The 15,312-nt window shown below is 29.0% G+C and carries 12 protein-coding genes; 9 read left to right on the top strand and 3 right to left on the bottom strand.

What is annotated here, in order from left to right; all coding sequences use genetic code 11:
* The first annotated feature begins 1,111 nt into the window (after positions 1-1,111).
* Positions 1,112-2,221, top strand: a complete 1,110-nt coding sequence (gene rsgA / locus Ctaglu_RS23120; protein WP_125006193.1) for a ribosome small subunit-dependent GTPase A — start codon at positions 1,112-1,114, stop codon at positions 2,219-2,221.
* Between the two features lie 31 nt (positions 2,222-2,252).
* Positions 2,253-3,362, top strand: a complete 1,110-nt coding sequence (locus Ctaglu_RS23115; RefSeq protein WP_125006191.1) for an aminoglycoside phosphotransferase family protein — start codon at positions 2,253-2,255, stop codon at positions 3,360-3,362.
* A 223-nt stretch (positions 3,363-3,585) separates the two neighbouring features.
* On the opposite strand, the gene Ctaglu_RS23110 is transcribed toward Ctaglu_RS23115, so the two are convergent.
* Positions 3,586-4,746: a stage II sporulation protein P gene (locus Ctaglu_RS23110; RefSeq protein WP_125006189.1), complete on the bottom strand. Its 1,161-nt coding sequence runs from the start codon at positions 4,744-4,746 to the stop codon at positions 3,586-3,588.
* Positions 4,747-5,013: 267 nt separating this feature from the next.
* Positions 5,014-6,261, bottom strand: coding sequence for a DNA cytosine methyltransferase (locus Ctaglu_RS23105; RefSeq protein ID WP_125006187.1), 1,248 nt, complete (start codon positions 6,259-6,261; stop codon positions 5,014-5,016).
* 138 nt (positions 6,262-6,399) lie between these two features.
* On the opposite strand from Ctaglu_RS23105, the gene Ctaglu_RS23100 reads away from it, so the two are divergent.
* The 4 genes from Ctaglu_RS23100 (at position 6,400) to Ctaglu_RS23080 (ending at position 12,281) form a co-directional block, all read left to right on the top strand.
* On the top strand, positions 6,400-7,146 hold the full coding sequence (locus tag Ctaglu_RS23100) for a hypothetical protein (protein WP_125006185.1): 747 nt from the start codon (positions 6,400-6,402) through the stop codon (positions 7,144-7,146).
* Positions 7,147-7,347: 201 nt separating this feature from the next.
* Positions 7,348-8,136 carry an ABC transporter ATP-binding protein gene (locus Ctaglu_RS23090; RefSeq protein WP_125006183.1) on the top strand — a complete coding sequence of 263 codons (789 nt, stop codon included), beginning with the start codon at positions 7,348-7,350 and terminating at the stop codon, positions 8,134-8,136.
* A 277-nt stretch (positions 8,137-8,413) separates the two neighbouring features.
* Positions 8,414-10,333: an FtsX-like permease family protein gene (locus Ctaglu_RS26080; RefSeq protein ID WP_233439927.1), complete on the top strand. Its 1,920-nt coding sequence runs from the start codon at positions 8,414-8,416 to the stop codon at positions 10,331-10,333.
* Positions 10,334-11,252: 919 nt separating this feature from the next.
* Positions 11,253-12,281: a replication initiation protein gene (locus Ctaglu_RS23080; RefSeq protein ID WP_125006181.1), complete on the top strand. Its 1,029-nt coding sequence runs from the start codon at positions 11,253-11,255 to the stop codon at positions 12,279-12,281.
* A gap of 253 nt (positions 12,282-12,534) precedes the next feature.
* Here the strand turns inward: Ctaglu_RS23080 and Ctaglu_RS23075 are convergent, their stop codons facing one another.
* Complete coding sequence (locus Ctaglu_RS23075; protein ID WP_125006179.1) at positions 12,535-13,143, bottom strand: tyrosine-type recombinase/integrase; 609 nt, start codon at positions 13,141-13,143, stop codon at positions 12,535-12,537.
* Positions 13,144-13,650: 507 nt separating this feature from the next.
* Here Ctaglu_RS23075 and Ctaglu_RS23070 point away from each other — a divergent pair.
* The 3 genes from Ctaglu_RS23070 to Ctaglu_RS23060 all read left to right on the top strand — a co-directional run.
* The gene (locus Ctaglu_RS23070) at positions 13,651-14,136 is read left to right on the top strand and encodes a sigma-70 family RNA polymerase sigma factor (protein ID WP_233439928.1); all 486 of its coding nucleotides are present in this window, start codon (positions 13,651-13,653) and stop codon (positions 14,134-14,136) included.
* Positions 14,137-14,192: 56 nt separating this feature from the next.
* Entirely contained in the window at positions 14,193-14,354 is a 162-nt protein-coding gene (locus tag Ctaglu_RS23065; protein WP_125006177.1) for a YvrJ family protein, read from the top strand.
* Between the two features lie 351 nt (positions 14,355-14,705).
* Positions 14,706-15,312 (top strand): replication initiation protein (locus Ctaglu_RS23060; RefSeq protein ID WP_148097605.1); only part of this gene is annotated, 607 nt, incomplete at its 3' end.

Raw genomic sequence — 15,312 nt, 5'->3', positions numbered from 1 at the left:
TAGGAAGTGTGTATTATAATAAAGAAGTATCTTAATCAAATAGGATACTTCTTTATATTTTATTTAAGTAAAAATTAAATTAATATGATTAGCACTCGTCTGCCACCGTTTTTAGCGGTTTAGTTCTTTTCGTATATTCCGTGGCAATCTACTAAGGGCAATAGCCCTTTTTTTATTAGGAAAACTGATTTTTTAGTAGTGCATTTATATTGAGCTCTCAGAGCTTAATATAAATAATCCTAAATTAGGTGGAGAAGTAGTTACTATTAATCAAAAATATAGACAAGCTTATCTATAATCATTACAATACACTATCATTCCAAATTTGTAAATAATTTCTTAATAATTTCAGGTTATAGATTGGGTAGTTTTGCCTATACCCTCCTTCTCTAATAATCAAACCCTTATAATATTGATACATAATATTCCCCACGAAAATTTATTTTGTCATTAAGTTGCAATTATTTACAGTTTCGACTTAATCAGTAGAAAAATTATATAATTAAATACCATTTTTAAAAATTATTACATATCTGAGTTGTCGGATTTGTTGGTTGCAGCTATACAGAAAAATATCTAATAGCAAGGTTAAATTAATACAAAGTTAGTATATTAGTACATCTAAGGAAAATTTAATTGACTTTGTAAAAAATAGTTAGTATACTGTCTATGTAGTAATTTATAATTCTGTTTATGAAAGGAGAGGTTTTTATGAAAAAGTTAATCATTGCATGTACAAGAGGTGCTCGCTCATAACTGAATATAGGACAAACGGTTAACTGTTGAAAACAAACATCATTTTTGTTTGTCTGTTTGCTGACGCCTTTTGTTAGATTAATGTATTAACCCCAAACTTTTGATTAATATTGTCATAGAAAGTACACGGTCAGGTTACGTGTTTTTTTTATGCTCAAAATTGGATCCCATAGGAGGTTATTCTTCTATGGGATTTTTCTATACTTTTTTAACGACATTTCAGAAGGAAATTCTCCCACTTCTATAAGTGGGAGTTACAATCTATAACAAATAGAAAACTTCAGTGGGAATCTAAATCTCCTTCTGAAGTCGTTAATTGCAGCATCGCAAATAATGATTTAATAAAGGAGATTATATGAATTTAAATAAATTAGGATTTGATGACTTTTTTATCGCACATTTTAATAATTACAAAAATAAGGGATATAGCCCTGCCAGGGTAATATCACAACAGAAAAACAACTATCTTATTTGCTATGAAAATGGAATTGTAAATGCAAAGATTTCTGGTAAATTTCTCTATACAGCAAGTGTAAAAAAGAACTTCCCTACTGTTGGAGATTGGGTTGCAATAAAACTATCGGGAAATGACACTCAAGTGATAATACATGCTGTGTTGCCAAGAAAAACTGCTTTTGTCCGTAAGCTGGCAATTTCCGGTGGCAGGAAAATCGAAAATGGTATTATTGTAGGTGGATCCACTGAGGAACAGGTTATAGCCTCAAATATAGATATTGTTTTCATTGTAAGTGGTCTTGATGAGAACTTTAACCTGCAAAGAATAGAAAGATATATCACACTTGCCTATAATAGCGGCGCAATTCCTGTTATTATCCTAAATAAAATGGATTGTTGTAACTGCGTTGATGAATATATAAGTAAAGTGCGTGATATTGCATTCGGAATAGAAATCCATGCGGTAAGTGTTTTAAAAAATATTGGCATGGATGTATTTAACCAGTATTTATTGCCGGGGAAAACAGTAGTATTTCTTGGGTCTTCAGGTGTTGGTAAATCAACTATAATTAACTACCTAATTGGTGAAGAAAGGCAAAAAACCAATGAAGTAAGTGAAGTTAATAACAAAGGAAGACACACAACTAGTAGCTCACAGCTTATAATGCATACCACCGGTGGTATGCTAATTGATACACCCGGTTTAAGAGAGCTACAGCTTTGGGGAGAACAAAATGCCCTTAACCAAAATTTTGATGATATTATCAGCATAATAGCTCAGTGCAAATATAGGGACTGCAAGCATGATAAAGAACCTGGATGTGCCATTAAATCTGCATTTGAGGAAGGGCGAATAAGCTATGATAGATTTTATAGCTATATAAAACAAGCTGAGGAGCTGGAAAGATTAAGCGGCAGAATTAAAGAAACTGAAATATATCTAAGTAAAAAAGCAAAACTTAAGGCTAGAATACTTTCAGATAACCGAAGAGGTAATTTACAATATTAAAAAATTTTTAGATTAGAAGGAGAGATAATTTATGGGACAAAATGAAATATTAAAAGGTATTAATTCAGAAATGCTTAAATCAATTGTGGTTAAAGTGTTAGAGGATGACTCTATTGAAATTATTAATTGGAGCTCAGAGATTTTAAGTGGAGGAACAATAGGTGATGTTTTTTTAATAAAGGGAACCTGCATAAAGAATACTATGAGTGAATTAAATTCAGAGACATCCAGTTGTATTGAGTGGTCTGTAATTCTTAAAATATTGAAAGAGCGTACTAGATTTGGAGATCCGGAGAGTTGGAGTAGAGAAGTTAAAATGTATCAATCTGATATTTTTAATAATTTATCATCTAATATTAGAGTTCCTAAGTGTCTAAGCATTTCTAAGAATGAGAATAATGAAATCTGGTTATGGATGGAGCATGTTAATGGGAAAACAGGAAATGAATTATCTTTGGATGATTATGGTTTAGTATCACGCCATCTTGGAGAACTTCAAGGAAGGTACATGCAGGGAGACAATCTTCCTAAACAATCTTGGTTAAGCACAGAGTTTTTAGCAACTTCACAGGTAGTGATGTGGGGAACACCTGCGATTTCGTGGTTATTGAGCAATGAATTCAATCCGGAAGAATGCGGATTGAATAGTGAAATTTTACAAAAAGTAATAAAACTATGGAGCGAAAGAGATATATTTATTAATGTGTTAAATAAATTACCTAAAACACTATGCCACAGAGATTTTAATCCCGGAAATATGGTAGTAGAAAAAGACATTAACGGTATAGAAAAAGTAGTACTATTTGATTGGGATTGTACTGGAATTGGAGTAATAGGTGAAGATATAGCAGACTTATTTATGGAAACCTTAGTATTTTATGATTATGATATAGATAAAGCATACGAGTTACGAGAAACAATTCTTGAAAACTATTTATCAGGGCTAGCCAGTGTAGGGTGGGAAGGGAATAGAGAAGAAATAAGAATTGCATTTGATTTAGTTATAGCTCTTCATTGGACTTTTAGACTAATTTGCCGAACTGAAGATACTGATGATTCAAATGTAATAAATAGGTACTCTGACGTATTGAGTTTTATACTCGAGAGAATTGAGGAAGTACGAGAATTTATACAAAGATGAAAAAGAAACTCTTTATGCGTTAAATCATCACCTGAGGTGCTGTAATATTAACGACTTCAGCAGGAGATTTACCCCCTTGTAGACCTCTGGAGTAGATAACAATTCTCAATTGTTATCCTCCCGCTGAAGTTTTCTTTTTGTTGTAGCATGTAACTCCAACTTATAGAAGCAGGAGATTTTCCTTCTGAAATGTCGGTAAACAATTACCTGACTAAAAAAGAATTCACTTTTTCCCGTTTAATTGCTCTGCAATTATTCTTGATAAGTACTTACCAGTATTTTTTACTTCCCCAATATCATTAGTATATGTTCCTACTTCAATTAGCACTGCATTATCACTTTTATCTTGATTATAAAATCTAATTCCACGATTAACAGCTGTAATTTCTAGATCGTTTAATAGGGTTGGGTATAGTTTGTTTGATATTCCTATCATGGAATTTATTAATTTTTTCTGTTTGGAATATCTGGAGTTTTGTTGTGCCACTACGAACATAATTTGGGCAACATTTTCTCCGTTTATTTTAGTGGTTACTCTATTCTTATCTGGTACACTATCTCTATGTAAATCAATAATTAAATCAAAATCTCCATATATCTTTAAATATTTATCTAAAGTAACTCCGGATTTTTTGTAGGCATTATTATAATCTCCCTTATCATGTACAGTTTTATCATGTATGACTGCAATTCCATATTTTTCTTCTAGTTCTTGAGATATTACGTCTCCTACAGCACATACACTTCTTGTTGTGTCTAAACTATTGTAAGTTTTAAATGTTTCTTTGTCTGAGGTAAAGTAAGATTCACAGGTATGAGTATGATATATAAGCACTCGTGGTTCGGCTTTATTTAGAGTTTGTTTCAACTTAGGATTATAGAGGTCTGCAATCACATTAGGAGATTCAACTTTATCTTTAAATTTACTTACCTGCTTATCATTTAAGTTAAATGGATTAAGAATAAATGATTTTACTTTCTCTACACAATCGTTCTCATCAGCTACACTTACATCAGAACTACCTTTATTGTTATCCAAATATGCAATTTCTTTTGTTATTATTGATATAGGATTCGAAATGTCTATTCCTAAAAATGATAAAACTGCTGGTTTCATGCTATTTTCATCTTTGTTTGAGCACTTAATTACAGATAAAACATTATTTAAAACATTAACATAGAAGTAATTTTGATATTTCCCTTCACTATTTGCCCTAACACTTTTAGGTAAAATCAAGCCTAATAAAAAAATAAATAGTAATGTGAAAATGCTTAAAAAAATTTTCCCATTACTATTTCTTATAATAGCGTGTTTTGAAAAGTCCATTTTTTTACTTGTCCCATTTTTATTCTTACCTTTAAAATATAGATATTTGAAAAGCATCTTTATCACCTCCGTTTATAATATATATGGGTGAAGATACAAATTTATTACGTTCATCTGCCATTACAAAATACCTCTGTACTTAAAACTTCTCCCTTAATATTCGTTATATAAATAGATATCCCTAAATTATTAAGGGGTCTAATGCTTTTATATTGGTAAGTGGTTTTTTATTTACTATCAAGCATCAGAATTGACACATTAACGATAGTATGTGAATCGTTTCAAAACCCAAGTATATTATATCCTACTAAAATAACCATGTCTTTATTTCAATGCCTTCAAAATCTCTTCCGCAATCAATTTAATCACCGGCACAGAAACCGCATTTCCAGCCTGTTTATACAGTGAGCCCTTTGGATATTTTCTTGCGCCAAATTTTTCTGGAAGAGTATATCCATTTCCTATAGGGAAACCTTGAATTTTAAAAGTTTCAGTTGGTGTTAATTTACGAATACCATCAGCTACTTTAATTAAAGGCACATTGTGTCCACCAGTTCCCATGTTTGCAGTAAGGGTTGGGCATACATTACTCATATTCTTTCTTACGTACATCCCTCTTCTAACCTGATAAAATTGACACTCCTCTGTTATCTCTTCTTCAAGATTAATCCTTACAGCTTTTCTTTTTTCTTCAGGCATATTCAAATATTCTTCTTCGGTTATAAAATATCCAGGATATTTATCTTTAGTATAATAGTATTCTGCAGCATTTTCTTTTGTTAAATCAAGATCTAATACTTTTTTAATATCTTCCATTCGCTGAATTGGAGTTTTTGCTTTAAAATAATTATTTATATTCTCAAACATTGTAAATGCATCAGCATCTTCTTGATTCAAAAATCCAACTATATATATTCTTTCTCTATTTTGAGGAAGATCTGAAAAATTCATAGTATTTAAAATTGTCTCTTTAATGATATACCCCGCATTTTCAAGCTCACTTTTAATTACTCTGTATGTTTCACCACCATCATGGCTTTTTAAATTACTTACATTTTCTAAAAATAATACTCTAGGCTTTCCGTGAATGCGTTCTAAAAGATTTACTAAATTAATAACACTCCAAAATAAATTTCCACGGTGATCTTCAAAGCCTCTCCTAGACCCAGCTATACTGAAGGCCTGACAAGGTATGCCCCCAGTTAAAACATCTATTCTATGCTTTAAAATTTCAACTTTTTTCTTTTCATATTCTGGTTTTTCTTTTTCACACTTTTCTATTAATTTTCTTAAATCTAACTTTTTTTTCTCATCATCTTCTTTTTCTAATGCTTGTACAAATTCTTCTCTTTCACGATCTAATATAGTTGGATCTATAATTTTTTCGATATCTCCAACTATAAGCTTGTGATCAAAATTTATTCTATAGGTTTCAGCAGCATGTTCATCTATTTCATTTGCCCAGGTAAGGTTGAATCCTTCATTGTGGTATTTAGCTTGTTTAAAACCTAAACAAACCCCTCCTATTCCTGCAAATAGACTTCCAACTGCGTATTTTTTCGTATTTGTCATTTGTAAATTCTCCTCTCCAATATAAAACGTACGTTCTTAAGAAAATTAATTATAACATATAAAAGTAAAATATGCAGCGTAACGTCGCATAGTTATTATAGTAATTTATGGTATTATATTGTTAAAGGGGAGTGCTATATGAATAAACTTACTCAAGAATTAAATACTTACATAATAAATACTAAAAAAATCTTTAATGCAATCAGTAGTTTTAATCCAGTTTCTTTAAAGGAATCTTTTGACTTTGCATATGATATGAGTTTTGGAAAAGTCGGAGAACACAGAGATCACAGAACTGGAGGAAGCCATAAAAGAAAAAATGGAGAAATATTTATAAATACCTTTCAGGGGAAGCTTTCCGAATTCTCCATATATGAAATATTTAAATCCCATGGAATAGATATTCCTAAACCTGATTTAGAAAAATATGAACTAGGCGCATGGGATACTTGTGATTTCGATATAAAAGGTGTTAAGCTTGCCGTTAAATCAACGAAAAAATTCGGGCAACTTCTTCTTTTAGAAACCAAGGATTGGAACAATAAAGGAGAATACTTACCTAATAAGGATTCTAATCATGCTTTGTATAATTATTTTATCTTGGTTAGAATTAGTCCTGATGGTGATTCATTAATGAAAATGAATAAACTTTTGTATTCCGAGCAAACAGATAGAGCTAATCTAGAAAATATAATTTTAAATGAAAAATGGACTTATGATTCACCTGGATTCATTAAGCACACAGAATTAGTACAAATCATTAACGATGGATTTATTATACCTAGAGGCGCAATGTTAAATGGCAAAACTGAAATGGATGCAGAAAATTATTATATTCAAGCTGGAGATATGCATGATATTAAGGATCTTTTTAAGAAAAAATAATAATCTTAAAGCAAACATTTTAATGTAGTGTCGCAGGTATATCCACCTATAAAGATTCTAAGTGTGAATAAAATCATCATTGATAATAAAAGATAATTTATTTTTCCTATTATTAAATCATCTTCTGCGAAGCTGCAATATTAATAAATAACACAAAGGAGAAAACATGTAAATATTTATGTTATAAAAGGAGTGAGATCGATGAACGTATTAGAAGTTAAAAATGTATGTAAAAAATATAGTAGCATTAAAAAAGTTAATACAATAGCGTTAAAAAATATAAATTTAACGCTTGAAAATAATGAGTTCCTAGGTATTATGGGAACTTCAGGAAGTGGAAAAACGACTTTATTGAATGTAGCATCAGGTATAGATAAGTGCGATGAAGGTGAAATAAATATATGGGATAACAACATATGTAAAATGAAGAAGAATGAATTATCAGTGTTTAGAAGAAACAATATTGGTATGGTGTTTCAGGATTTCAATTTACTTAGTAGTTTAACTGTAAAAGAAAATATTATGGTCCCATTGATTTTAGATAAAAAATATGAAATTATGGAGGGGGATATTGTTAATAAATTTGCAAACATGTTGGATATCGATGAAATAATGGAAAAGTATCCATACGAAATATCTGGTGGACAACAGCAAAGAGTAGCAATTTGTCGTGCTATTATAAATAATCCCAAAATAATATTTGCTGATGAGCCAACAGGAAATATTGATTCAAAATCAGCTGAAAAAGTTTTGTCATACTTTGAATTATTACATGATGAATGTAATGCAAGTATACTCATGGTAACACATGATCCATTTTCTGCTAGTTATTGTGATAGAGTTGTGTTTTTACAAGACGGTTCGATTATTAAAGAAATTAGAAAACAAGGTGATAAAGTTAAATTTCTTAATAATATAATGGAAGTACTGCAAGAGTTTAATACAATTAAATTTAAAAATGGGGCCAACTATGAAAAGTCCATAATTTAAGAATTTATTTTTTCTATTGATTAAAAAGAACCTTAATTAACCTCTGGGTGATTGTCCTGGAAGTCTCCTTCCAAATCATAGTAAGTTTATTTACTCATTATGTTCTATATCTAACAAGAAATAAAGTAGAATTTTTGAACCTATCTCTTTAAAAATCACAAGGCAGGCTTTTGGGCGGATACAGATTTAATAAAGCCACTAGTGTACACAGAGGTAAGAGGTCATTTATTTTAGAAAGGAAAAGTATGATAAATTAATATATCATACAGAGTTTAATATGACATTTAGTAGAATTGCATTTAAAATGTTTAAAGCAGATGTAAAGAAATATAGATTATTTATCTTATGTAATTTATCGTCCATTGCTATTTTGTATAGTTTTATATCAATATCAGTAAATAAGCAATTTATGGATACTTCGATTGTTGATCCAATGATATCAGGTAATATTTATGCTCCAACTTTTTTAGTGTTAATGTTTACTGGTATATTTATTCCTTACTCACAAAGTGTTTTTATAAAAGCTAGGCAAAAGGATTATGGCATTTTATTAACACTTGGTATGTCAGAAAACGAGGTTAGAAATAGCGTTCTAATAGAAAATTTGATACTGTGTATAGTTTCTTTAATAATTGGGTTAGTATCAGGAACGGTTTTGTCCTTATTTTTTTTGGGTTTTATACATAATGTAATAGGGTTTAACAGTGTTAATATTGCTATTTCATTATCATCATACAAAATAACAACTATGTATGTATTGGGAATATTTTCAATTTCATTAATTGTCAATGTTTACGGTATGATTAAAAGTACAGTATATGATAAGATAAAATATGCTGAAAAAGCTGAAAGTGGAAATCATTATAGCATTATATTTAGTTGTGTTGGAATAGTATTTACAATTGTTGCTTTTATTGTAATGATTCTTTTTTATCATAGAAATAGTAACCTATGTTTGCTAAGTATATTTTTTTGTTTATTAGGTTCAGTCTTAATATTTTTTAATGGGGAAGCACTAATTGAATATTTTCAAGATAAACACTATAAAAGATATATAAAAAATGTTTTTCTATTATCAGATATAAAATATTATTATACTAAAAACAAAAAAACGTTTTTCACTACCACTTGGATATTTTTTACAATTTTATTTCTTGTTATGATAAGTTCAGTTATTCATCCTTGCCTTATTAATAATTCCTTTTCCTACCATCCATTTCATATGGCATATGGTGAAATAAAAGGTAATTTTGAACCTTTGAGAGATGATGAAATTAAGTCTATTATTCGGAATAATGGTAATAGTATAACCACAAATTATACTGTAAAATTTGTAAGAAATAATGTATTTACAGTATTTTGCGTTGATGATGTAAATAAAATTTTGAAAAAAAATTATAAAATTAAATCTAATTCATTTATATATGTTTACCCATATTACATAAATGATGGCTTCGAGCATAATTATAATTTAAATATTTCTAATATTAATATTGATTTTCATAAAGGTACAAAAGAGTTTATTAAACATGATACGATTATTAATCCTTTATTTGGTCAAATAAATTGTATATCACAGAATATAATTTTGGTTAATAAAGAGGATTATAAATGGATTACATTAAATGGTATTGATTATTATTTAAAAGGAACATTACATTTATATAATTTCGGCAATTGGCATAATTCTAATGGGATAGTGAATGAAGTATGGAACAAATTAATGAAAAAAAATAATAGTGGAAAAGATGATGCTCGATTTTATAAAATAAGTTCAAGAATAGAGGCATACAATATAGCCTTAAAAGGTTCTAATTTTTTATTCTTCATTGTTATATATGCCTGTCTTCTTTTATATTTTTCTGCCATAATAATGATTCATTTCAAATTAGAAATGGAATATAAAGATGATAAAAGGAAATATTTTAGTCTTTATAGAATTGGAATAAGAGAAATAGAGATTAAAAAAATGATATCTCAAAAAATATTAATGATTTATTTTATACCCTTTGTATATGCAATGATAATAAATATTGCGTATAGTTATTATGCTAATAGTTCATATGGATATGGAGTTATAGGTATTTTATATGCTCTTATTACATCACTTATTTTTTTAATAATACATTTGATAGTGTATAAATTGTATTTTATTTCTTATTATAAAAGAGTTATTTCGGAGTTAAGTTTAGATTAGAATAATATAATCATGGATTGCTCGGAAGTATTGAAGAACTCCTAGAATACAGTGTCCATGATAAGTTGTATAGGGCGACCACTAGGGTGATTTTAGTTAGGTGAGGATTAGTACTCTATACAATGCTAATGTGATGCTAATATTTATGTTAAAATTAAAAGGTCTGCAAATAAGCATGAATTTTGTATAACTTAATAAATAGAAAATATAGATATTACGGAAAAAAGAAGTAGGCCGATTGCACAAACACGTCTAAATATTATTTGCCCATCTGTAGGATCGACTTCTTCAAGATAAAAAAATTTTCTTAACAAATTGTAACTTTCTTTAGTTTTAATAATAAAATATATGCACTGAATTATGATTAAAATAAATACTATTATACCGATTACTTTAAGAATATAAATTCCTCCTTTGGTATTATATCATATATCTTAATACATATATGTAAAAAAATATAAAGCAAATCATTTCAAAATCAACGTTTAAAAAGTATCGTTTTTGTGAGGGAGTGTCTCAAAATAAAATTTATTTTGAGACACTCCCTATTTATTGAGGGCCATTTATCGCAAGCAAACGCAGCATGATAGCAAAATAAATTATTTACGACCAATTCATAACGGATTATTTCATCTCTAAAAGACAGCAAAAACTATATTTTCCCTTGTTGTAAAGAGATAGTAAAAGAACAACAAAAAGGTAAAGAGTAGTAGGGGTGGTTCTAATCAAGTCATACCAATGGATAGCAGGTTTGAATTGTTACTTCATGAATGCTGAATTGTTACCTCATGAATGTTTAAGGTCTATTCTATTGTTACTTCATGAATGTTGAATTGTTACCTTATGAATGTTACTGTTACTATTACTTGACTTGGTAATAGTAATAGAATATACTGGCAATTATAAAAGAGGTGTATTTATGAATAAAAATTTAGAAGCAATAAGACCTAATGGTTTAATTGAAGCAAGACATGAACTAACATCAAAAGAAAATAATATCATTGACTTGGTACTAAATACCATAAAAGATGATAATAAATATAAATATGAAATAGATATTGAAAAATATAAAAAAGTGTATATTTTAGGTAGCACCAATGTTTACAGGGACTTAAAAAATACTACCAATGAATTATTTGAGAAACATAATAAATTTTCTATCAAAGATAAACTTACAGGAAGAGAACGTAAATTTGTTTGGTTCAGCATGTTAGAATATATTCCAAACGAGGGCAAAATAATCTTTGAAGTAGGAGATACATTAAAAACAATGATGTTGGAAATGAAAAAAAGAATTTATTATAAGATAGAATATCCTATAAATTTTAAAAGTTTATATAGTAAAAGAATTTATTATATGCTCAAGTCATTTGAGGATACAGGGTGGAGAATAGATAAAATAGAAGACTTAAAATATAAATTAAATTGTCCAGAAACGTATAAAAATTTTGCAATATTTAAACTAAAGGTGTTGGATATGGCACAAAAGGAGATTAATAATGCTAGTGATATTAATTTTGCCTATGAACCAATAAAGACAGGTAGAAAAGTTACAAGCATTAAATTTACCATCGCCAATAATAAGGCAAGGAATGAAATGGCAGCTGCATCAGCAAAGATTGAAGAAGATTCGCAGCAAAACATTGATGATATAAAACTTGTAAAAGCAATAATTCATGAGAATATAAAGGATCTTGAAGCAAGTAAAATATTGAGTAGTGCCAAGGGAGACATTGAAAAAATAAAAGAAAAATATAATATAGTGAGCCAGTTGAATGATGTGAAAAATGTAGTTGGTACTGTTATAACTGCGATAAAAGAGGATTGGTCACTTCCTAAGGGTAAAACAAAAGTTGGAAGTTTCAATGATTATGAACAAAGGACATATGACATGGTAGATTTAGAAAAAAAATTACTAGGTTGGGATAATAATAATGTTGCAAGATAGAATTTGCAAACAATGCAGTAGCTTCAAATGCAATAAGCACCTTACTTCCTAGAATGATGCCTGGTTTAGGTATATTTTATAGAATATTCTTTAAAATGCAATATGGATTTCGATATATATCGTAAGGTATACTCTAATAAAAATGGTATCTTTTAATAAAAATCCTTCATAGATTAAATATGGAGGATTTTTATTACTTATATTTCATTTTTCACACTGCAAGTTTAGGTTCGCAATACTGCAAACCCTCTCCCTACCCTAAATTACTCTGCATATAAACTTCCTTTTTCTGATCCTCAGTTATGCCTATATATCTTAAGGTTTGTGTTTTAGAGGAATGATTAAATATATCCATTAACAGCTCTATGGTTGTTCCTCCAGTATAAGCATGGTAACCAAAGGTCTTTCTCATAGTATGGGTCCCAACCTCTCCGGATATTATATTTCCTTTATGATCCCTTTCAACCAGGCCTATCATTTCCGCAGCATTATTCAATATGTACCAGGCATGCTGACGAGATATTGGTTTGTTTTCTGCTTTCTTACTACAAAACACATACATATCTGGAAGCACTTCAACTAAACTGCTCGCGTAGCCTTCAATTAGTTTACTTACTATGGATCCTATGTAAAACTTTTTGGTTTTTGAAGTTTTCTTTTCTGTTATTGTTACATATTCTTTAGCACTCATGCTTTTGAAGTTCATAACATCATCAAATGTTAATTTTAAAATATCACTTATACGAAGTCCAACATTTATTCCAAGAATAAATAGAAGTTCATTTCGAAGACTCTGATCTCTTAAATAGGATCTCATAATTCTTATGGTTTTTAAATCCCTTATAGGTTCTACAGTTTTCATTTTACAGCTTCCTTTCCATAACATTTTGTTAAATAGTTGACAATTAAAGCATTAATATCTAAATTTGTTAAATATCATCATATATATTAGGTTTTCAAGGTAAATTTATATCATACCTTGTCGCAAATTAGAATTCCCAGTTTTCATATTACACAATATTTGAGAAATAGTCAATATGTCAGATTAGAGCAAATTGGGAAATACCATTTTTTTACAACACGAGCATTTGAGCCATTTCTTATATGACACAAGGTGCTTGTGTCAGATTGCTAATATATTACAAACCACTATTGTATTTGTAATATGTGTAAATACATTATTTGGTATTATTTATTAGAAGATATTTTTCATGTATTATTATTTCTTTAATCTTAGCTTTAAATAGATTAAAAAAATGATTTAACAATTGTTACAAAATATGTATAATAGATATATGAAATAAAAAGGGTGGTGTTTATACTGGAGAGTTTAGTTGAAAAAGCAAAGAATGGGGACAGAAAATCTTTGATGGACATTATTGAAAGGTATAAGTTTTTGATAATTAAGTTAGCTGGAAGTTACCACATACCTTCCTATGAAATTGACGATCTTGTGCAGCATGGATATCTTTCTGTTATAAAAGCAGTTAATCTTTATAAACTTGGCAGTAATACTTTTGATGGTTATTGTATACATGCTATTAGAACTAATTTCAAAGCTCTTTTAAAGGGAGAAATAAAACACTATAGAGAAGTTCCAAATCCGCAGCCTACAAGTAGCAGTGCCTCTTGCGAGTATGAATTTACCTTAGAGGATGAAGTAATAGCTTTTGATGAGGCCCAGAGGCTTTATAAGGCCTTGAAAAAATTAGATCCAGTTGAGAGGGACGTTGTTTCGAGGTTTTACTTACACTACGATAGTCTTCGGGAAATAGCCTGTGATGGTGATAAGAGTTATGCTCACTATAGAAAGATTAAAGATAAAGCTTTAAAAAATATATTAAAAATATTATAGAAACCAATTGAAATAAGCATATATATTATCTATAGCGGTGAGGGAGGTGGTGCGTCATGTATGATGCATTTGTTAAACTGGTTAATACAGTTGGCTTCCCTATAGGTGTGACGATATATCTGCTAGTTCGATTTGAGAAGAAAATTGAGGATCTCAATAAATCTATTTTTGATTTAACTGCAGCTATATCCACCGTTATAGGAAAATCTGAAAAATAAGGGTACCAGACTTAGGTATTCTTATTTTTTTATAGGCAATATAGATTGCTGTAATGTTTGTGGAGAATTCGGAATATACCTTCAAAACAACAACAAATATAACTTATTTATGTTTATGTTCATTGTTGTTGTTTTAGATGTTTTAACATCTTTTTGTTTAACATGTTTAGGACACCTATCTACACCAGTCATATCAAGGGATACAAAAATTTAATACTACATTTCCATACCCAACTACTACATTTCCATACCTAAAAATAAATCTAATACTACATTTTCATACCTAACTACTACACTACTTCTATTGTAGTAGTAACATTCATATGTTAATATGTACCATGGGGTGATTAAGTGGATAAGAATTATATAGTAACTAAAAGTAATAATTTAATTAATTGCAATTATGATTTAAGTCTACAGGAACAAAAAATCATTTTAACTTTAGCTTCAATGGTTCAACCACAAGATGATAATTTTAAGCCTTATTTATTTAAGATAAAAAATTTTATGAAACTTTTAGGCGTTGATAATAAAGCAAAATATACTGAAATACCTAAGATAACAAAAGAACTAATGCAAAAGGTATTTGAAATAAAAAAAGGGAATAAAATAATTCAATTAGCATGGTTATCAAGTGCAGAATATGAGAAAGGAACTGGAATGGTTGAACTTGAATTTAGTCCTAAATTAAAGCCTTATATGTTAGGATTAAAAGAATTTTATACAAGTTATAAGCTTGATAATGTTTTGAGTTTAAAGAGTAAATATTCAATAAGGCTGTATGAAATTTTAAAGAGTAATGCATATAGAAAATGTATCGAAATTGAAATAGAAGAACTTAAAAACATGGTAGGATCTAAAGAGAAAGCATATAATATTTATAATAATTTTAAAAATAGAATAATAACCAAGGCACAGAAAGAACTTGCAGAAAAAACAGATATTAATTTTGACTATG

It is taken from the genome of Clostridium tagluense (assembly GCF_003865095.1).
GTDB lineage: Bacteria > Bacillota > Clostridia > Clostridiales > Clostridiaceae > Clostridium_AD > Clostridium_AD tagluense.
This window is presented reverse-complemented; position numbering and strand designations above follow the sequence as displayed.